Here is an 18,586-nt window from a genome sequence, read left to right as displayed (position 1 = left end):
ACCGGTCATAAGATCGGACCCGCGCGGGGAGGAAAATGAACATGAATCCGGACTTGGAAGTCGTCCAGATCAGACAGGGAGAGTCGTTCAAGGCCTGGGCCCACGGCTATCCTTTCCGCACCGTGCGCTGGCACTTCCATCCCGAATACGAGCTGCATCTGGTCGTCGCTACCACCGGCCGTTATTTCGTCGGCGACTTCATCGGCGAGTTCGAGCCGGGCAATCTGGTGCTCACCGGACCCAACCTCCCCCACAACTGGGTCAGCGATGTGCCGCCGGGCGAGACCGTGCCGCTGCGTGGCCGTGTCGTGCAGTTCTCGGAAGAATTCATCGCCAGCGCTTCAGCCGCCTTGCCCGAGCTTGCCGCCTGCGCCGGCATCCTCGAAACCAGCCGTCGCGGCGCGCTGTTCTCGCCGGCGACGGCCGAGGTCGCGGCGCCCTTGCTGGCGGAGCTGACCGAGGCGCAGGGCGTGCGCCGCCTGTCGCTGTTCATGGCCGTGCTCGATATCTTGAACCGCGCCGGCGATGTCCGCACGCTGGCCAGCGCCGGCTACCTTCCCGACCCCTCCGGCTTCATGTCGGCCGGCATCAACCAGGCGCTCGCCTACATCAACTGCCACCTGACCGAGCCTTTCAGCGAAGGGACGCTCGCCGAGATCGCCGGGCGCAGCCCGAGCGCCTTCTCACGCAGCTTCCGCCGCCACACCGGGATGGCGCTGGTGCAATATGTCAACCGGCTGCGCATCAACCTCGCCTGCCAGCTCTTGATGAGCGAGGCGCAGATGTCGATCACCGAGATCTGCTACGCCGCCGGCTACAACAACATCTCGAATTTCAACCGCCAGTTCCTGGCGCAGAAGGGCATGTCGCCTTCGCGCTTCAGGGCCTTGCTGGCTGAGAACATCAACGCGGAGATTGCCGCCTAACAGGGAGGAAGCGGGAGGAGCCAAAGGCAATTCCGGCCTGAAGGATTTCTGTCCGGAATTGCGTCGAAACGAAGGAAATTCAGGGAAGGAAAGACGCGGGGTGCGCGCACCCTGTGCTGGAGATCGTTTGTCCTGAAATCCAGCACGTCCAGGAGGATGTCCGCGCGGCTTACCGGGATCGGATCGATCCCCGACCGCTGCTGATCATACTCCTCTCAGCAGTTCGACATGCAGTCAAGGCCCGGCGCGTCGTCCATCGCGCGGGTCCTCGTGAAACCATTTCTCGAAACGGAGACATTCGAATGACCAGATATGCAGGGAAATCGCCGTTTGCCTTTAAATCGACGATCGCGGCGGTTTTTGCGGTCTCGCTGCTCGGCACCACCGCGGCATTCGCCGACGCCGTCACCGACGCCACGGTAGCCTTCCTGATGCCCGATCAGGCATCGACCCGCTACGAGCAGCACGACTATCCAGGCTTCGTCGCCGAGATGAAGAAGCTCTGCCCGCGCTGCAAGGTGATCTACCAGAATGCCGATGCCGATGCGGCGCGCCAGCAGCAGCAGTTCAATTCGGTGATCTCACAGGGCGCCAAGGCGATCGTGCTCGATCCCGTGGATTCGACCGCCGCCGCCTCGCTGGTGAAGCTGGCGCAGAGCCAGGGCGTCAAGGTCATCGCCTATGACCGGCCCATCCCGACGGCGCCCGCCGATTTCTATGTGTCCTTCAACAATGAGGGCATCGGCAAGGCCATCGCCGACTCGCTGGTCGAGCATCTGAAGGCCCTGAAGGTCGACCCGGCCGGCGGTGGCCTGCTGCAGATCAACGGCTCGCCGACCGACGCCGCCGCGGGCCTGATCAAGAAGGGCATCCACGAGGGTCTAGACAACAGCGGCTACCCGATCCTGGCCGAGTTCGACACGCCGGAATGGGCGCCGCCGAAGGCGCAGCAATGGGCGAGCGGCCAGATCACCCGCTTCGGCACCAAGATCCTCGGGGTCGTCGCCGCCAATGACGGCACCGGCGGCGGCGCGATCGCCGCCTTCAAGGCGGCCGGCGTCGATCCGGTTCCGCCGGTGACCGGCAATGACGCGACCATCGCGGCCCTGCAGCTGATCATCGCCGGCGACCAGTACAACACCATCTCCAAGCCGAGCGAGATCGTCGCGGCCGCCGCGGCCAACGTCGCCGTCAAGCTGTTGTCGGGCGAGACGCCGAAGGCCGAGATGACGCTCTACGACACGCCCTCGCAGCTCTTCACCCCGGCTGTGGTGACGCAGGAGAACCTCAAGGCCGAGATCATCGACAAGAAGATCAACACGGCCGCCGAGCTCTGCGTCGACCGCTATGCCGAGGGCTGCAAGAAGCTCGGCATCACCAACTGATCAACTAGCATCCGGCCGCCCCTCGGCGGCCGGATGCCAGGCAACGACTGTCAAGAAAGGCGGCGCATGAGTGAGGGTCCCGAAAGGTCGGCTTCCGTCGGCGAGCTGGTGCTCAGCCTGCGCGGCATATCGAAGAATTTCGGCGCCGTCTCGGCGCTGACCGATATCGATTTCGACGTCCATGCTGGCGAGGTCGTCGCTCTGGTCGGCGACAACGGCGCCGGCAAGTCGACGCTGGTCAAGATCCTGGCCGGCGTGCACCAGCCGAGCTCGGGAACGATCAACTTCCGCGGCAGGGCGGTGACGCTGCCCGATCCGCGCGCGGCGCTGACGCTCGGCATCGCCACGGTGTTCCAGGATCTCGCGCTTTGCGAGAACCTCGACGTGGTCGCCAACATTTTCCTCGGCAACGAGCTCAGCCCGCTGCGGCTGGACGAGGTGGCGATGGAGATGCGGGCCTGGACGCTGCTCAATGAATTGTCGGCGCGCATCCCGAGCGTTCGCGAGGCGGTCGCCTCGCTGTCCGGCGGTCAGCGCCAGACGGTGGCGATCGCGCGCTCGCTGCTGCTCGAGCCGAAGCTCATCCTTCTCGACGAGCCGACCGCGGCCCTCGGCGTCGCCCAGACGGCCGAGGTGCTCAACCTTATCGATCGGGTCCGCGCGCGTGGCCTGGGCGTCGTGATGATCAGCCACAACATGGAGGATGTCCGCGCCGTCGCCGACCGCATCGTGGTGCTCAGGCTCGGGCGCAATAACGGCGTCTTCGAGCCCGACGCCTCGAACCAGGACCTGGTGAGCGCCATCACCGGCGCGTCCAACAACGCGGTGTCGCGCCGCGCCGAGCGCCTGCGGGCGGAGCGCGATCACGGCGGCAGCGCACAGGCCGGGGAGCAACGCCCATGACGGAGCAAGGCAGTTCGGCTCCGCTGGCGCTCGACCGCGCCGATGCGCGGGTGAAGCATGAAGCCGGCGTCGGCGGCGCGGTCCGCGCCTTCCTCGATCGCGTGCGCAGCGGCGATCTCGGCTCGCTGCCGGTCATCGTCGGGCTCGTCGTCATCTGGACGGTCTTTACAAGCCTCAACCCGGTCTTCGTCTCCAGCAGCAATCTGGTCAATCTCCTGTTCGACTGCTCGACCGTCGGCGTCATCTCGCTCGGCATCGTCTGCGTGCTGATGGTCGGCGAGATCGATCTTTCCGTCGGCTCGATCAGCGGCTTCGCCTCGGCGCTGGTCGGCACGCTATGGGTCAACCAGGGCTGGCCGGTCGCGCTCGCCATCATCGCCGCGCTCGCCTTCGGTGCGCTGATCGGCTCGCTCTACGCGCTGCTTTTCAACCGGCTCGGCATGCCGAGCTTCGTTTCGACGCTGGCTGGCCTGCTCGCGGTGCTCGGCATGCAGCTCTACATCCTCGGCTCCACCGGCTCGATCAACTTGCCATACGGCTCCGCCTTGGTGGATTTCGGCCAGCTGATGGTGATGCCGAAATGGGTCTCGCACACGCTTGCCGCGATCCCAGGCCTGGCGATGCTGGTCAGCGGCCTCCGCACCTTTGCGCGCCGCCGCGCGGCCAATCTGTCGACGCCGTCCGTGACCGGGCTCATCCTGCGCGTCGCCGCTACAATCATCGGCCTCGAGCTGATCGTCGCCTACCTCAACCAGTCGCGCGGCATCCCGTGGATGTTCGGCCTGTTCGTCGGCCTTGTCGTGGCGATGAACTATGCGCTCACCCGCACCAAATGGGGGCGTTCGATGACCGCCGTCGGCGGCAACCGCGAGGCGGCGCGCCGCGCCGGCATCAAAGTGCGCGCCATCTACCTCAGCGCCTTCGCGCTGTGCTCGCTTTTCGCCGCGCTCGGCGGCGTGCTGGCCGCCGCGCGGCTCGCTTCCGCCAGCCAGCAGGCAGGCACCGGCGACGTGAACCTCAACGCCATCGCGGCCGCGGTCATCGGCGGCACCAGCCTGTTCGGCGGCCGCGGCAGCGCCTATTCCGCGCTGCTCGGCATCATCGTCATCCAGTCGATCGCCAGCGGGCTCACGTTGCTCGATCTGTCCTCGTCGCTTCGCTACATGATCACCGGTGCCGTTCTGGCCATCGCCGTGATCGTCGACTCCCTCGCGCGCCGTTCCCGTGCTTCGCACGGCCGCGCCTGAACAGTTCAAACGAGAAGGGTACACATGGCTCATAATCTTTCGGGAAAAGTCGCTGCGGTCACCGGCGCGGCATCGGGCATCGGCCTTGAATGCGCCAGGGCGATGCTTGCCGCGGGCGCCCGCGTCGTGCTGGTCGACCGCGCGGAGGACAGGCTGAAGGAGGTCATCGCCGAGCTCGGCGACGGCGCGATCCCGCTGGTGGTCGACCTCACCAGCCCCGCCAGCGTGGCGACCATGCTGCCCGGCATACTCGACAAGGCCGGCCAGCTCGACATCTTCCACGCCAATGCCGGCTCCTATGTTGGCGGCGAGATCCTCAACGGCGATCCGGATGCCTGGGACCGTATGCTGAACCTCAACATCAACTCGGTGTTCCGCTCGGTGCATGCAGTGCTGCCGCACATGGTCGGACGCAAGACCGGCGACATCATCGTTACCAGTTCCATCGCCGGCCTCGTGCCCGTCGTCTGGGAGCCGGTCTATACGGCCTCGAAACACGCGATCCAGGCCTTCGTCCACACGCTGCGCCGGCAGGTCGCCAAGCACGGCCTGCGCGTCGGCGCCGTGGCGCCCGGCCCGGTGGTGACGGCGCTGATCAGCGACTGGCCGAAGCAGAAGCTCGAGGACGAGCTGGCGGCCGGCGGGCTGATGCAGCCCACCGAGGTCGCGGACGCCGTTCTGTTCATGCTGACGCGGCCGAGGAACATCACCATCCGCGACCTGGTGATCCTGCCGCAGAGCAACGATCTGTAGGCAGTAGGAATTAGGGAATAGGAAAAAGGCTCTTGCGGCCAGCCATTCAACACTGACCATCTCCTACTGCCTACTGCCTACTGCCTACTGCCTACTGCCTACTGCCTACTGCCTACTGCCTACTGCTGCCCTACCTTTGAGGTTCCCCATGCCTTCCCACTTCCTCGGCATCGATGTCGGCACCGGCAGCGCGCGCGCCGGGGTCTTTGACGAGCGCGGCGAGCTGCTCGCTTCCGCCAAGCACGACATCGCGCTCTTCATCGAGCCCGGCGAGATCGCCGAGCAGTCGAGCCGCGACATCTGGCAGGCGGTGTGCGCCAGCGTGCGCGAGGCGGTCGCGAAGGCGGGCGTCGATTCTCGGGATATCCAAGGCATCGGCTTCGATGCGACCTGTTCCCTCGTGGTGGTCGGCGACGATGGCGAGCCCTTGCCGGTCGGCCGCTCGGGAGACAGCGACAGGAACATCATCGTCTGGATGGATCACCGCGCCCTCGACCAGACCAGGCGCATCAACACGCTGCGGCATCCGGTCCTCGATTATGTCGGCGGCGTCATCTCGCCGGAGATGGAGACGCCGAAGCTTTTGTGGCTGAAGGAGAACCTGCCCGAGACCTTTGCCAAGGCGCGGCATTTCTTCGACCTTGCCGATTACCTGACCTGGCGCGCCACGGGCAGCCTTGCCCGCTCGGTCTGCACGCTCTCCTGCAAATGGACCTATCTCAGCCACGAGCGGCGCTGGGACGGCAGCTATTTCCAGGCCGTCGGGCTTGGCGAGCTTGCGGACGAGGGTTTTGCCCGCATCGGCACCGAAGTGGTCGATCCCGGCACGGCTGTGGGCACGGGCCTCACGGAAACCGCTGCGGCCGAGCTGGGATTGGTCGTGGGAACCACCGTGGCTTCCGGGCTGATCGACGCCCATGCCGGCGGCGTGGGCACGGTGGGCGCGGCGGGCGCCGCCGGCAGCATCTCCTCGCGCATGGCCTATGTGCTCGGCACCTCGGCCTGCACCATGGCAAGCAGCGAAGGTCCGGCCTTCGTGCCGGGCGTGTGGGGGCCCTATTATTCCGCCATGGTGCCGGGGCTCTGGCTGAGCGAGGGCGGCCAGTCGGCTGCAGGCGCGGCCATCGATCTCTTGGTGCATTTCCACCCGGCCGCAGCCGAGGCTTCCGCGCGCGCCACGGCTGAAGGCAAATCGCTGGTCGATTGGCTGGCTGCGGCCGCCACGGCGGCTTCGCCCGATCTGTCGGCCGCTGCCACGCTCGCGGGAAGCATCCATGTTGTGCCCGAATTCCTCGGCAATCGTTCGCCCTTGGCCGATCCGGATGCGCGCGGCCTGATCGCCGGGCTCGGCACCGACCGTTCCGTCGAAAGTCTCGTCGGCCTTTACGTGGCCGGGCTTTGCGGCCTCGGCTACGGCGTGCGCCAGATCGTGGCGGCGATGGCGTCGTCCGGCCTTGCCGTCGACACAATCGTCATCAGCGGCGGCGCCGGGCAGTCGGCTCTGGTGCGCCAGCTGCTCGCCGACGCCGCCGGCTTGGCGGTCGCCGCGTCGCAGTCGCCCGAACCGGTGTTGCTGGGTGCCGCGATGCTCGGAGCTGTCGCGGCCGGCCGGTATGCGGACCTTTCGACCGCCATGCCTGTCATGTCGCGGCTTGGTGACGTGTTCACACCTGCGACGGGCGACATGCGGACGTGGCATGACAAGCGTTACGAAGCCTTTGTAGCCCTGCAGGCGGTGGGGCGTGTCATACGCTGACTGTCGTGTCATACGCTGATTAAAGCGTATTGCTCGGAAACGGATTCAGGCGAGGCGCATTTTGAGCCTGCAGCGCTCGTCGCGCAGGCGGGCAAGCGCCGGCATCGGTCAATCCATGTTCAACCGACCCATGAAAAAAGGACGCGGTACGGCAGGCTTGGTCATCGGCGGAACCGGTATGCTCGCTGAGGCGACACGCTGGATTTCCCGCCAGTACGCTCCGACGCTGGTGATCGCTCGGCAGGCGACAAAGTTTGCTCAAGGCGAGTGGCGGTTTGTCCCACTCGATCTTGATTGGGGCGAGCCTGATTTTATGGAACGGATATCCAGGGCCATGGAGACGTTGCCCCCGATCGGGAAAGCGCTAATTTGGCTTCACGAGCCGGAACTCTTCCTGGATCGGCTTCTCGAGCTGGTTCCACCCCGACAGATGGTGCTCGTGTTGGGCAGCAGGAACGGCCGGCCTGATCTTCGGACCGGCGTTGATGGTCCCGCGATCGTCCGGCTTGGCAGCAAGCCGACGCCTCACGGCCGGCGGTGGCTCACGCATGAAGAGATCAGCGCCGGAGCGATCAGGGCGCTGCAGGATGGACAGTCGACCATCGTCGGAGAGCTCAAGCTGGCGCCGTGACCAGCGGAAGGGCTCAGCGCCTGAACAGCGACGGCACCTCGAACGGATCGGGCGCAGGCTCCTGCGGCAACGTGCCTTCAGCCTTGCGCTTTTTGTGGTGCGCGAGCGAGCATTGCGGCGAGCACAACAGGCCGCGATCTGTCCAGTAAGCGGGACCTTCCTCGAGCATCCCGTGATAGTAGTTGAAATCCGGGGCCCGGTAGGGCAGCCCGCATTCGATGCAGCGATAGGCGTCAGGTCTGGCAAGCATGGGATGTCCGGTCTTTCTGTGATCTGTCCCGGCAGATTATAGCGGGATGTAATTCCTAACCGCAAATTTTGAAGCGCAATTGCGGGCCTTGAAGATCGGTCAAAGCCTTCGCGGGTTCGTCATCCTCGGGTCTACGCGTCCGCTGCGCTCCCGCTCCGCCGTGAATGACGGCGTCCATGCAAAATCCGCGTGACAAAGTTTGACGTTTACGTAAAAAGAAGGCGCGAAATCGACGCATGGTTTCGCTTCGGCGATGCACTAGGATTGGCCGGAAAGGAGGAGGAGCAGACATGTATCGCGCGCCGGTCGAGGATATCGCCTTCACGCTGAAGCAGGTGGCCGGGCTGAAGCCGGCGCTTGAAGCCGGCATTTTCGGCGATCTCGGCGAGGACCTTGTCGACGCGATCCTGGCCGAGGCGGGACGGTTCGCCAGCGAGGAGGTCGCTCCGCTCTACAAGATCGGCGACGAGCATGGCGCGGTGCTGAAGGATGCCGCCGTCACCACGCCGCCCGGCTGGAAGGAACTCTACCGGCGCTGGATCGATGGCGGCTGGAACGCGCTGTCCGGTCCGGAGGAGTTCGGCGGGCAGGGGCTGCCGACCATGCTCGGCGTTGCCGCGCTCGAAATGTGGAACTCCGCTGCCATGGCCTTCGGCATCGGTCCGACGCTCACCATGGGCGCGGTCGAAGCGCTCGACAAGCATGCTTCCGAGGCGCTGAAGCAGAAATACCTGGCCAAGCTCGTCTCGGGCGAGTGGATGGGCACGATGAACCTGACCGAGCCGCAGGCGGGCTCGGACCTCGCGGCCTTGCGCAGCCGCGCCGAGCCGGTCGGCGACGGCACCTACCGCATCTTCGGCCAGAAGATATTCATCACCTATGGCGAGCACGATTTCACCGACAACATCGTGCATCTGGTGCTGGCGAGATTGCCCGATGCGCCGGCCGGCACGCGCGGCATCTCTCTGTTCCTGGTGCCGAAGTTCTTCGTCGATGACGACGGCTCGCTCGGGGCCCGCAATGACGTCTTCTGTTCCGGCCTCGAGCACAAGCTCGGCATCCACGCCTCGCCGACCTGCACGATGATCTACGGCGACGGTTTCCAGGGTGCCGCGCCCGGCGCTATCGGCTGGCTGATCGGCGAGGAGAACAAGGGGCTGGCCTGTATGTTCACCATGATGAACAACGCCCGCCTTGCAGTCGGCATGCAGGGCGTGGCGGTGGCCGAGACCGCCACCCAGAAAGCGATCGCCTATGCCAATGAACGCCGCCAGGGCAAGGCTTCCGCCTATTCCGGATCCGGCATGGCGCCGATCGTCCATCACGCGGACGTGCAGCGCAATCTCTTGACCATGAAGGCGCTGACCCAGATCGCCCGCTCGATCAGCTATGCCTGCGCCCATGCCATCGACCGCGCACGCGTCGGTGAGGGCGAGGCAGGGGCGAAATGGCATGACCGCGCCAGCCTGCTGACGCCGCTGGCCAAAGCCTTCTCGACCGATGTCGGCGTCGAGGTCGCCTCGCTGGGCGTCCAGGTGCATGGCGGCATGGGCTTCATCGAGGAGACGGGCGCCGCAGCGCTTTATCGCGACGCCCGCATCGCGCCGATCTATGAAGGCACCAACGGCATCCAGGCGATCGACCTCGTGGCGCGAAAACTGTCGCTTGGCGGCGGCGAGCATGTGCATTCCTATATCGGCGAATTGAAAGCGGTGGCCGATGCGGTGCGCACCTCCAACATCGACGGCTTCGGCCGCACCGCCGACAATCTCGACCGTGCGCTTGCCGATCTCGACGAGGCGACGCGCTTCCTGCAGAAGCTCACGACCGACGGCAAGGCCGACGCCGCGATGGCCGGCGCCACACCCTATCTGCGCCTGATCTCGCTTGCCGCCGGCGGCGCCTATCTGGCGCAGGGCGGGCTGGCGGACCGCGGCCGCATCACGCTCTGCCGCTTCTTCGCCGAAAACCTGCTCGGCGAGACGCGCGCCCTGAAAGACCGCGTCATCGACGGCGCTGAGAGCCTTGCCGCCGCAGGCAAGGCGCTGATTTCCGCTTAAGCATCCCGACGTTCAAAGGACCAACCGTGACAGACCATATCCTCGTCGAGCGCCAGGGCGCCGTGCAGATCATCCGCATCAACCGCCCCGACAAGAAGAACGCGCTGACACGCGCCATGTACGCGAAAATGTCGGCCGCCCTTGCCGAAGGCGATGCCGACCCTGCGGTCCGCGTGCACGTATTCCTCGGCGTTCCGGGCGCTTTTTCCGCCGGCAACGACCTCGCCGATTTCCTGGTCATCGCCACCGGCGGCGAGGGCGGCAACGAGGTCTGGGATTTCCTGATGGCGCTGGCCAGGGCCGAAAAGCCGATGGTATCGGGCGTCGACGGCATTGCGGTCGGCATCGGCACGACGCTCAATCTGCATTGCGACCTGACTTTCGCCACGCCGCGCACGCTGTTCCGCACGCCCTTCGTCGATCTGGGCCTGGTGCCGGAAGCCGGCTACAGCCTGATCGCGCCGCGGCTCCTAGGCCGTCAGGGCGCCTTCGCGCTGCTCGGCCTGGGCGAGGGCTTTTCGGCCGAGCGCGCCAAGGCCGCCGGCATGATCTACGAGGTCGTCGCGGAAGACTCCCTCGAAAGCGCGGTGCTGACCGCCGCCAACGGCATCGCCGCCAAGCCGCCGCAGGCGCTGAAGATCGCGCGCGACCTGATGCGCGAGCCGCGCGAGGAATTGATCGCCCGCATCAAGGTCGAAAGCGAGCATTTCCGCGAGCGGTTGGGCTCCGAAGAGGCGCGCGCCGCGCTCACCGCTTTCATGACGCGCAAGAAGGCGAGCTGACCTCGCGACACTGTCAGGTTGTGTCAGCTGAGAGCGAAACTCGCGTCAAACGCGATTTTCGGTCTGTACACCCGGGACCCTTCGCCCTATCTCGTAAATCCGACGGGGCAGGGGCCTAGGGCAATTCCGGGAAAAGCGCATAGCGGTTTTCCGTCCGGAATTGCGTCAAGCAAGGACTGGAGTGCGAAGCACTGTAGTCGCCTGGAGTGGACATGGCCCGCAAAATTGCCGCTGACAAGCAACCTTCCGAAATGACGAGGCCCGCATTGACGGATTGAATTTCCGCAATGCTTGCCGTCGCCGTAAGACCGCTGGCGCTCACCATGAATCTCTGGTGGCGCTTCTGGCCGCAACTGGTCGCGATCGTGCTTCTGGGCATCGTGTTCGGCGACCTGTTCATGCAGGTCGCCGCGCGCGCGGCCCTGCTCAACCACATGGCCGGTCTCGCTCTGCTGACGCTGGTCGCGCTGACGCAGCTCATCGTCACCGTCGCCATGTTCCAGACGCTGCTTCCGGCTCTGCCCGCCGTCCAGACCGCGCAGCAGGCGGCCCAGGGCGAGAGCGAAACCGGGCCGCGCGGCGGCAGCGCGCGGCTGGCGCGCATGGTCACCGTCGCGCTGCTGCCCTTCTTCGCCTATTACGCCGCCTGGGGTTTTCTTGGCAACACGGTGCGGCAATATTCGCGCGTCGCGCTCGACATGGCGCCCTTCGGCGAAGGCGTCGGCAACGTGCTCGATGTGCTGGATTCGCGCTGGCTGATCCTATCGGTCGTGATCTCGTGGCTGATCAGGCGCTTCGCTACCGCGATGCACAAGCACGGCACGTCGCGGTCCTTCTGGCAGATCGTCGTGGTCATCTGCGAGACCAACTGGATCTTCATCGGTCTCTACGTGATCTCGCGCTGGAAGGACGAGGCCGTCGCCTGGATCATGAGCCGCAACATCTTTTCCGCCCTGCAGGCGGCGGCTGACGGCGTCGCGCATCCGATCGCCAGCGCTTTCGCCGATCCGATGGTGCCGGTCGAAGTGACCTCCATCGACACCACGACCAGGCTGGTGAACCTGTTCTTCTACATGCTCCTGCCGGTGATCTGGCTGGTGCTGGCGGCGCTGATCTATGGCTATGACGTGCGCGACGACAAGGAATTGGTGCGCATGCACCGGCGCGTCGAGCGCCTTGGCGAGCGCTATCGCGCCATCCCGAAATTCCTGCGCGACTTCGCCGAGCATTTCATCTCCGGCTATCGCTCGCGCTACCTGCCTTTAGCCAATGGCGTGCGCATCACGCTGAGCTCCGGCGTGGTGCTGATCGTGACGCTCATCGTCGGCTACCGCCTGATCGACTGGCTGGCGGCGTGGGCGTGGCTCGGCATGACGCGGCTCATCGGCCCGCACGAGCTCGACACCTGGCAAGTGCTCTCCGAAGGGGTATCGCTGCTGTTCGGCAGCCCGTTCCAGGATTCCTCGACCGGCATCCTGGTCGAGCCGCTGCGGATTTGCTTCCTCGCCGCGATCCTCGAGACCGCCTTTGCGCTGCCCAAGCGCCAGGCCAGCGGCAGCGCCGGGCCGGCCGGACCGGCCGACGCCACGCAAGTCGAGGCGCAGAATGTTTGAAAGCGCCCGCTCACGGCTGAGGGCATGGACCGTCGCCGGTATCGGCACGGCGGCCGCAATCGCCGTTGCCGGCGTGCTTGGCGCTTTCGGTGCGAGGCATGAACCGCTGCCGGTTCTGGCGCCGGCCAATCCGATCGACACCGGCGAGTGGCTGCTGCAGCCCTTGAAGGCCTATGTCACCGCGGAAAAATACGCCTATGGGACGTTGCTCAAGCCGGGCGGCAAGGCGCTGGTGCTCGAGCTTGAAATTACCAATCGCACGGCGAAATCCACCAAGCATTATTTCGACGTTCTGCGGGCGAGCCCGACGGCGGTCGATCCGGCCACCAAACCCCTCGTCGTGCTGACGCGCGATTCGACCATGTCGCCCGAGCTGCATCCCGGCATGCCGGAACGCATGGCTTATATCTGGCAATTGCCGGATGGAGCGGCAGCACCTGCCAGCTTCGGCCTGACGGTCATCCGCAAGACCTACAAGCCGCGCGACAATCTCTACGGCCTGCCGGGCTGGTTCAACCCAACGCCAGTCGGCACGTTGACCATTCCCGTCGGCGCGGGGCCCGACAGCGCGGATATCCGGACAGATACCCCATGATCCATGAGCATGCGTAAGTCGGCCAACATCATCCTGCTGCTTGTCGCCGTGGCGTTCTGCTACGGCCTGCAGATATCGAAGCCGCATTATGGCGACCTGATCGCCCCGATCCCCACGCGCGGCAGGCTGGGCGATACCGTCGTCGGGCGCGCCTTCGAGGTTCACGCCGAGAAGGTCGAGTTCGCCCGCAAGCTGAAGGTCGACCAGTTCGGCCAACAAAAGATCCTGACCACCGGCGGTGTCTGGGCGGTGGTCACCGTCGGGTTCGCGGCGCGGTCAGAGTCGACCGTGGTCACCGTCGCGTCCTGGCGCGGGCCGACGGGTCTTACCTACGACCAGACGGAACGGTTGTCTTTCATGAACGGGCTTTTGCCGGTCGCGATCGATCCCGGCCTGCCGAGAAAGGCGCGGCTGATCTTCGAAGTGCGGCCGGACGAGGTGAGCGACGCGACCTTGCTGATTTCCGAAAAGCTGGTGGCTGCGCTGGATTCGCAGGCCGAAATCTCGCTTGGGCCGGTGGCGGTCGCGGCGGACGGCCTGCCCCCCGGCACGGTCGACACGCTGGATATGGCTGAGCCACTCTGAGGAGAGCGCATGACGGCAGAGGCTCTGGATCAGGAGAATAGGGCACGCGAGCGGAAGTGGCGGCGCCGCGGCCTGTGGTCGCTCGCGCTCCTGATCCCGCTCGCCTTGGCCGTGAGGTCCTACGACAGCGTCAAGGCCCTGCTTGGGAATAACGACCTGCTCCCGCGCCGCGTCGTGTGGGGCGGGAGCACGCATTTCGGCGGCAGCGACTGGAAGCTGACCGATTTGCGCGGCGCTTTCGGCATGGCGAACCTGCCGCCGGACTCTGTGCCGGTGCTCGCCGACTTCCAGGTGAAGATCGGCAATCCGGACCTGCAAAATCTCTGGCTCGGCTGCAAGGTCGCGCTGATCGACAAGGACGGCCGGCGCTGGTCGCCGACCTCGATCGTCTCGCTGAAAACCACGGACAATGTCGGGAACTGCGTCGCGGCGATCTTCTCCGGCGCCAAGAGCGGCGACACGCTCAACCTGCGCGAGACGTTCCTGGTGCCGAAGGAAGCGACCAAATCCATACGCCCGGCGGTCAGCGTCGCCAGCGAGCGACCGTACTTCCTGCTGTTTCAGCTCGAGAAGGACTGATCTCCGGCCTCGAGGTCAGGGATAAAGTCGCGTCTTGTCCCAGCCGCCCTCGGCATTTCGCGAGAATACCACGCGGTCATGCAGGCGGAACGGCCTGTCGTGCCAGAACTCGATCGTCTGCGGCAGGATGCGGAAGCCGGACCAGTGCTTCGGCCGCGGGATCTCGCCGATGGCATAGCGCGCCGTATATTCGGCCACCGCCTTCTCCAACGCGAAGCGGCTCTCCAGCGGCCGCGACTGTTTCGAGGCCCAGGCGCCGATGCGGCTGCCGCGCGGGCGCGTGGCATAATAGGCGTCGGCCTCGGCGTCGCTGACGATCTCCACCGGCCCGCGTATGCGCACCTGGCGGCGCAGCGATTTCCAGTGGAAGCACATCGCAGCCTTCATGCTGCCAAGAATTTCGCGGCCCTTGGCGCTCTCGAAATTCGTGTAGAAGACAAATCCCTTTTCGTCGAACCCCTTGAGCAGCACCATCCGCACATCCGGCATGCCGTCGGCGTCGACGGTCGCCAGCGCCACGCCGTTGGGATCGTTGGGCTCGCTTTTGGTGGCGTCCTCCAGCCATGCGGCAAAGAGCCGGAACGGCTCCGCGGCCTCGGTGAAGTCACTGCTTGTTAACCCGGTTTCGTTCATAGTTTTCCGAATTTTTACCGTTGCGGGAGGAGTTCGCCGATTGTTGCGTATCGCGCAAGCTTTTGACAGCAGGCAATGGGGTGTTATCGCTTCGGCCAGCGTCAAGGCTGCGGTCGTGACGGCGGCGCTGCCTCTTGCCGCCTGCGGCGCGGGCGGCTTCAGCCTGGAAAAGGTCGATGTCGACCGCTCGATCGTCACCTCCAGCACGCCGTCCTCGCCTGCAGCGCCGGCCGACCAGGATTCCGATCAGACCACCATCGGCAACGCCGTTTCTTCCGCCGACATCAAGGAACTTGGCGGCCAGGCTGTGCCATGGGCCAATGCCGGCACCGGCTCGCGCGGGGCGATCACCGAGCTGGTTGAGCTGAAGGATGGCGGCCTGACCTGCCGCCGCTTCAGCGCGACGCGCGAGAGCTTCGACGGCGTTGCGCTCTACAAGGGCGAACTGTGCCTTGCCGGCGCCGGCGGCTGGCGCATGCAGGAATTCAAGGCGCTTTGATTCCGGGCACCCTGAATTAGGAGCTCTGAGTTTCACGCGCTAATTGCCCTTGCGCCACTGGAATTTCTTCCTATGCGAGCGCATATAGGGAGCGACCACAATCCATTCTCTCTTGCAGGCAGGAAGCATGCGCGACCCCTATGAGGTGCTGGGCGTTGCCAAGAACGCATCGGCCAAGGACATAAAATCGGCTTACCGCAAGCTCGCCAAGAAGCATCATCCGGACCAGAACCCGAATGATCCCAAGGCGAAGGACCGTTTTGCCGCCGCCAACCAGGCTTACGAGATCGTCGGCGATGAGAAGACGCGCGCCGCCTACGATCGCGGCGAGATCGACGCCGAGGGCAAGCCGAAATTCCAGGGCTTTGAAGGCGCGGCTGGCGGCGATCCGTTCGCCGGGTTCCGCCGCCAGCAAGGCCCGGGCGGCGCGCATTTCGAATTCCGCACCGGGCGCCCGGGCGGCGATCCGTTCGACGGCAACAGCGACATCTTCAGCCAGATCTTCGGCGAAGCCTTTTCCGGCGCCCGCGGCGCAGGCCCAAGGGGAGCCGGAGCAGGCGACCGCCGCCAGCCGGTCCAGGCGGCCGATCTCAACGTCACCATGGACATCAGCGTCGAGGAGGCAGCCACCGCCGACAAGGTGACGGCGATGTTCCCCGACGGCCGCAAGGTGGCGGTCAAGCTGCCGGCCTATGTCGAGGACGGCCAGACGATCCGGCTGAAGGGCCAGGGCGAGCAGGGTCCGGGCCAGCCGGGCGACGCGCTGGTCAAGATCCACATCCGCCGCCATACGCGCTATCGCATCGAGGGGCGCGACCTGCATGTCGACCTGCCCGTCGACCTGGCCGATGCGGTGCTCGGCGCCAAGGTGGCGGTCGAGACGCCGACCGGCAAGCTCGCGGTCAACGTGCCGGCATGGTCGAACTCGGACAAGGTGCTGCGCCTGAAGGGCAGGGGCCTGCCGGAAAAGGCCGGCGGCCATGGCGACCTCTATGCCCATGTGCGGCTGATGCTGCCCGAAGGCGGCGATACCGAGCTTGAGGCGCTGATGCGCCGCCGAAAAGGTTGACTGGGGGAATTTTGTTCCTGTTGCAGTGTCTTTTGGGCGCTTGAAGGGGCTTTGTGCCTGTGCGATAGGGCTCTTCACAAAGCAGATATTCTTGCGGAGAGCTTGCACATGGCAGGTGGACAGGGCCTGATGGCCGGTAAGCGGGGCCTTATCCTGGGCGTCGCCAACAATCGGTCGATCGCTTTCGGCATCGCCAAGGCTTGCGTCGATCACGGCGCCGAGATCGCGCTGACCTATCAGGGCGAGGCCTTCAAGAAGCGCGTCGAGCCGCTCGCGGCCGAACTCAGCGCGCATGTCGCGGGCCATTGCGACGTGACCGACCCGGAAAGCCTAGACGCGGTCTTTGCCGACATCGCCAAGCACTGGGGCAAGCTCGACTTCCTCGTCCATGCCATCGCCTTCTCCGACAAGGACGAGCTCACCGGCCGCTATGTCGAGACGACGCGCGACAATTTCCTGCGCACCATGGACATCTCGGTGTTTTCCTTCACCACCATCGCCAAGCGCGCCGAGCCGCTGATGACGGATGGCGGTTCGCTTTTGACGCTGACCTACTACGGCGCCGAGAAGGTGATGCCGCATTACAACGTCATGGGCGTCGCCAAGGCGGCGCTGGAAGCCAGCGTGCGCTATCTCGCCGTCGACCTCGGCGCCAAGAAAATTCGCGTCAACGCGATCTCGGCCGGTCCGATCAAGACGCTGGCCGCCTCCGGCATCGGCGATTTCCGCTATATCCTGAAGTGGAACGAGTACAATTCGCCGCTGAAGCAGACGGTCACCCAGGAGGAGGTCGGTGATTCCGGCGTCTACTTCCTGTCGGACCTGTCGCGCGGCGTGACCGGCGAGGTCCATCATGTCGATTCCGGCTACCACGTCGTCGGGATGAAGGCCGTCGACGCGCCGGACATCTCGACCGTCAAGGACTGATCGCCTCCGCTTATCATCCGTCCAGGCCCTGGCCCGACCTACGGAAGACCTGATGTATCCGCTCGTCTACATCGCGCGCCACGGCCAGACCGAGTGGAATGCCGAGCACCGCCTGCAGGGCCAGGCCGACACCGATCTCAACGATTTTGGGCGCGAGCAGGCCACGCAAAATGGCCGACAGTTGGCCGGGCTAATCGGCAAGGGCGAGGGTTTCGATTTTGTCGCCAGCCCGATGCGGCGCACACGCGAGACGATGGAGCTGATGCGCGCCGCGATGGGGCTCGATCCCGCCGCCTACCGCACCGATGCGCGCCTGGTCGAGATCAGTTTCGGCGACTGGCAGGGCTTCACCTTCGCCGAACTGGAGGAGCGCTGCCCCGGCTCAACCGACGGCCGACGCGCTTCCAAATGGGATTTCCAGCCGCCCGGCGAGGGCGCCGAAAGCTATGAGATGCTGCTGGAGCGGATAAAGCCGTGGTTCGAGGCGCTTCGCCAGCCGACCGTCTGCGTCACCCATGGCGGCGTCATGCGGTGCTTCTTCCGCCTCGTCGCCGGCCTCTCCAAGCAGGAAGCCGCCGGCCTGGAGATCCCGCAGGATCGGCTCCTGCGGCTGGAGGGCCAGAGCTTGGAATGGCTTTGAAGAGCGCGGCGTGGCGAATTCAGGTCAGGCCGAGTCGAGAACGGTGGGTTCCGAGAACCGGCCTACGCCGGCCGTAGCCTTCATAGGGCGGAGACACTTATGCGGGCTTCGGCCGGCGAAGGCCGGAGCGTACTTGAAGTACGTGAGCACGCGCATGACCCCGAAAATCGAGAAACGATTTTCGGAAAGGGATCATGCGCAAATCAAAGCGCTACAGCGTCCTTTGCGCGTCCGTCCGGACGCGCGGCGCTGTAGAAGCGCAGGAAGCCGCCGTTCGCAGGCCGGCCTCACCTGAATTTAGTTCTGGTCGGTGTCGGGCAGCTGCATATCCGTCACGACATTCTCGCCATTGGTAACGTCATAGGCGATGACGATGTCCATGCCTGGCTTCAGCGAGTCGAGATCGGTTTCGGCGTTGAGCTTGTAGGCCTTTCCGTCGTCAAGCGTCAGCGTCAGCGTGTCCTTGTCGACCTTCTTGATCAGGCCTTCGGTCTGGCCGGCGAACGCGGCGGCGGTGGAAATCAGCAGCATGGCGCAAGCTGCGCCAATCAGGGTACGCATCGTCGTCCTCTTTGGTCATTGCGCCGGCTGGTCAGCGGCGGATCCTCAACGGCGGATGGGAAGAGAGCAGAAACCAACCGAATGTGTCAAAACTAAATCCACCACATCACAGTTTGATGCACCCGATCACAGTTTGACCACTGTGGAAAACGCCAATAGAAGGCAGCCTTAACCGGGTTCCCTCACCGGGGC

The 18,586-nt window shown here is 65.2% G+C and carries 20 protein-coding genes; 17 read left to right on the top strand and 3 right to left on the bottom strand.

The genetic code is table 11. The features are described 5' to 3' along the window. Positions 1-41 precede the first annotated feature (41 nt). The 7 genes from RFM41_RS05780 (at position 42) to RFM41_RS05750 (ending at position 7,601) form a co-directional block, all read left to right on the top strand. A complete protein-coding gene (locus RFM41_RS05780) occupies positions 42-926 on the top strand; it encodes an AraC family transcriptional regulator (RefSeq protein ID WP_320246395.1) in 885 nt (294 codons plus the stop codon). A gap of 302 nt (positions 927-1,228) precedes the next feature. Then, positions 1,229-2,311, top strand: a complete 1,083-nt coding sequence (locus RFM41_RS05775; protein WP_320246396.1) for an ABC transporter substrate-binding protein — start codon at positions 1,229-1,231, stop codon at positions 2,309-2,311. Between the two features lie 66 nt (positions 2,312-2,377). Then, positions 2,378-3,214, top strand: coding sequence for an ATP-binding cassette domain-containing protein (locus RFM41_RS05770; protein WP_320246397.1), 837 nt, complete (start codon positions 2,378-2,380; stop codon positions 3,212-3,214). Then, entirely contained in the window at positions 3,211-4,461 is a 1,251-nt protein-coding gene (locus RFM41_RS05765; RefSeq protein ID WP_320246398.1) for a sugar ABC transporter permease, read from the top strand. Before RFM41_RS05770 ends, RFM41_RS05765 begins: the two co-directional genes overlap by 4 nt. Before the next feature lie 24 nt (positions 4,462-4,485). Continuing rightward, positions 4,486-5,214: an SDR family oxidoreductase gene (locus tag RFM41_RS05760; protein ID WP_320246399.1), complete on the top strand. Its 729-nt coding sequence runs from the start codon at positions 4,486-4,488 to the stop codon at positions 5,212-5,214. A 148-nt stretch (positions 5,215-5,362) separates the two neighbouring features. Beyond that, positions 5,363-6,970 (top strand): FGGY-family carbohydrate kinase, encoded by a 1,608-nt coding sequence (locus RFM41_RS05755; RefSeq protein WP_430691501.1) that lies wholly within the window; start codon positions 5,363-5,365, stop codon positions 6,968-6,970. 61 nt (positions 6,971-7,031) lie between these two features. Continuing rightward, positions 7,032-7,601 (top strand): Rossmann-fold NAD(P)-binding domain-containing protein, encoded by a 570-nt coding sequence (locus tag RFM41_RS05750; RefSeq protein WP_320246401.1) that lies wholly within the window; start codon positions 7,032-7,034, stop codon positions 7,599-7,601. 13 nt (positions 7,602-7,614) lie between these two features. On the opposite strand, the gene RFM41_RS05745 is transcribed toward RFM41_RS05750, so the two are convergent. Further along, complete coding sequence (locus RFM41_RS05745) at positions 7,615-7,851, bottom strand: hypothetical protein (protein ID WP_320246402.1); 237 nt, start codon at positions 7,849-7,851, stop codon at positions 7,615-7,617. A gap of 290 nt (positions 7,852-8,141) precedes the next feature. Between RFM41_RS05745 and RFM41_RS05740 the strand changes: the two genes are divergently transcribed. From RFM41_RS05740 to RFM41_RS05715, 6 genes are all read left to right on the top strand, one after another. Next, the gene (locus tag RFM41_RS05740) at positions 8,142-9,911 is read left to right on the top strand and encodes an acyl-CoA dehydrogenase family protein (protein ID WP_320246403.1); all 1,770 of its coding nucleotides are present in this window, start codon (positions 8,142-8,144) and stop codon (positions 9,909-9,911) included. A gap of 26 nt (positions 9,912-9,937) precedes the next feature. Further along, positions 9,938-10,693 (top strand): crotonase/enoyl-CoA hydratase family protein, encoded by a 756-nt coding sequence (locus tag RFM41_RS05735; RefSeq protein WP_320246404.1) that lies wholly within the window; start codon positions 9,938-9,940, stop codon positions 10,691-10,693. 287 nt (positions 10,694-10,980) lie between these two features. After that, entirely contained in the window at positions 10,981-12,306 is a 1,326-nt protein-coding gene (locus RFM41_RS05730; RefSeq protein WP_320246405.1) for a hypothetical protein, read from the top strand. Continuing rightward, complete coding sequence (locus tag RFM41_RS05725; RefSeq protein ID WP_320246406.1) at positions 12,299-12,901, top strand: hypothetical protein; 603 nt, start codon at positions 12,299-12,301, stop codon at positions 12,899-12,901. The genes RFM41_RS05730 and RFM41_RS05725 overlap by 8 nt, the downstream gene beginning before the upstream one ends. A 3-nt stretch (positions 12,902-12,904) precedes the next feature. After that, positions 12,905-13,486, top strand: coding sequence for a hypothetical protein (locus tag RFM41_RS05720; RefSeq protein ID WP_320246407.1), 582 nt, complete (start codon positions 12,905-12,907; stop codon positions 13,484-13,486). A 9-nt stretch (positions 13,487-13,495) separates the two neighbouring features. After that, positions 13,496-14,065 (top strand): hypothetical protein, encoded by a 570-nt coding sequence (locus RFM41_RS05715; RefSeq protein ID WP_320246408.1) that lies wholly within the window; start codon positions 13,496-13,498, stop codon positions 14,063-14,065. A 15-nt stretch (positions 14,066-14,080) separates the two neighbouring features. Here the strand turns inward: RFM41_RS05715 and pdxH are convergent, their stop codons facing one another. Beyond that, positions 14,081-14,710, bottom strand: coding sequence for a pyridoxamine 5'-phosphate oxidase (gene pdxH / locus RFM41_RS05710; RefSeq protein ID WP_320246947.1), 630 nt, complete (start codon positions 14,708-14,710; stop codon positions 14,081-14,083). Between the two features lie 28 nt (positions 14,711-14,738). Here pdxH and RFM41_RS05705 point away from each other — a divergent pair, with 28 nt between their 5' ends. The 4 genes from RFM41_RS05705 (at position 14,739) to RFM41_RS05690 (ending at position 17,833) form a co-directional block, all read left to right on the top strand. Then, positions 14,739-15,197, top strand: coding sequence for an RT0821/Lpp0805 family surface protein (locus tag RFM41_RS05705; RefSeq protein ID WP_320246409.1), 459 nt, complete (start codon positions 14,739-14,741; stop codon positions 15,195-15,197). 127 nt (positions 15,198-15,324) lie between these two features. After that, a complete protein-coding gene (locus RFM41_RS05700; RefSeq protein ID WP_320246410.1) occupies positions 15,325-16,266 on the top strand; it encodes a DnaJ C-terminal domain-containing protein in 942 nt (313 codons plus the stop codon). Positions 16,267-16,374: 108 nt separating this feature from the next. Continuing rightward, positions 16,375-17,193 carry an enoyl-ACP reductase FabI gene (gene fabI, locus RFM41_RS05695; RefSeq protein WP_320246411.1) on the top strand — a complete coding sequence of 273 codons (819 nt, stop codon included), beginning with the start codon at positions 16,375-16,377 and terminating at the stop codon, positions 17,191-17,193. 52 nt (positions 17,194-17,245) lie between these two features. Continuing rightward, positions 17,246-17,833 carry a histidine phosphatase family protein gene (locus RFM41_RS05690; protein ID WP_320246412.1) on the top strand — a complete coding sequence of 196 codons (588 nt, stop codon included), beginning with the start codon at positions 17,246-17,248 and terminating at the stop codon, positions 17,831-17,833. 297 nt (positions 17,834-18,130) lie between these two features. On the opposite strand, the gene RFM41_RS05685 is transcribed toward RFM41_RS05690, so the two are convergent. Next, positions 18,131-18,394, bottom strand: coding sequence for a DUF1344 domain-containing protein (locus tag RFM41_RS05685; RefSeq protein ID WP_320246413.1), 264 nt, complete (start codon positions 18,392-18,394; stop codon positions 18,131-18,133). Between the last annotated feature and the right edge of the window lie 192 nt (positions 18,395-18,586).

The organism is Mesorhizobium vachelliae (assembly GCF_033977325.1).
In the GTDB taxonomy this organism is placed as follows: Bacteria; Pseudomonadota; Alphaproteobacteria; order Rhizobiales; family Rhizobiaceae; genus Mesorhizobium; species Mesorhizobium vachelliae.
This window is presented reverse-complemented; position numbering and strand designations above follow the sequence as displayed.

Bases quoted from the DNA above. Each gene is read 5' to 3' on its own strand.
- RFM41_RS05740 (WP_320246403.1), top strand. From the start codon at position 8,142: ATGTATCGCGCGCCGGTCGAGGATATCGCCTTCACGCTGAAGCAGGTG.
- RFM41_RS05730 (WP_320246405.1), top strand. From the start codon at position 10,981: ATGCTTGCCGTCGCCGTAAGACCGCTGGCGCTCACCATGAATCTCTGG.
- RFM41_RS05775 (WP_320246396.1), top strand. From the start codon at position 1,229: ATGACCAGATATGCAGGGAAATCGCCGTTTGCCTTTAAATCGACGATC.
- RFM41_RS05770 (WP_320246397.1), top strand. From the start codon at position 2,378: ATGAGTGAGGGTCCCGAAAGGTCGGCTTCCGTCGGCGAGCTGGTGCTC.
- RFM41_RS05685 (WP_320246413.1), bottom strand. From the start codon at position 18,394: ATGCGTACCCTGATTGGCGCAGCTTGCGCCATGCTGCTGATTTCCACC.
- RFM41_RS05715 (WP_320246408.1), top strand. From the start codon at position 13,496: ATGACGGCAGAGGCTCTGGATCAGGAGAATAGGGCACGCGAGCGGAAG.
- RFM41_RS05745 (WP_320246402.1), bottom strand. From the start codon at position 7,851: ATGCTTGCCAGACCTGACGCCTATCGCTGCATCGAATGCGGGCTGCCC.
- RFM41_RS05755 (WP_430691501.1), top strand. From the start codon at position 5,363: ATGCCTTCCCACTTCCTCGGCATCGATGTCGGCACCGGCAGCGCGCGC.
- RFM41_RS05760 (WP_320246399.1), top strand. From the start codon at position 4,486: ATGGCTCATAATCTTTCGGGAAAAGTCGCTGCGGTCACCGGCGCGGCA.
- RFM41_RS05780 (WP_320246395.1), top strand. From the start codon at position 42: ATGAATCCGGACTTGGAAGTCGTCCAGATCAGACAGGGAGAGTCGTTC.
- RFM41_RS05725 (WP_320246406.1), top strand. From the start codon at position 12,299: ATGTTTGAAAGCGCCCGCTCACGGCTGAGGGCATGGACCGTCGCCGGT.
- RFM41_RS05720 (WP_320246407.1), top strand. From the start codon at position 12,905: ATGAGCATGCGTAAGTCGGCCAACATCATCCTGCTGCTTGTCGCCGTG.
- RFM41_RS05765 (WP_320246398.1), top strand. From the start codon at position 3,211: ATGACGGAGCAAGGCAGTTCGGCTCCGCTGGCGCTCGACCGCGCCGAT.
- RFM41_RS05690 (WP_320246412.1), top strand. From the start codon at position 17,246: ATGTATCCGCTCGTCTACATCGCGCGCCACGGCCAGACCGAGTGGAAT.
- RFM41_RS05700 (WP_320246410.1), top strand. From the start codon at position 15,325: ATGCGCGACCCCTATGAGGTGCTGGGCGTTGCCAAGAACGCATCGGCC.
- fabI (WP_320246411.1), top strand. From the start codon at position 16,375: ATGGCAGGTGGACAGGGCCTGATGGCCGGTAAGCGGGGCCTTATCCTG.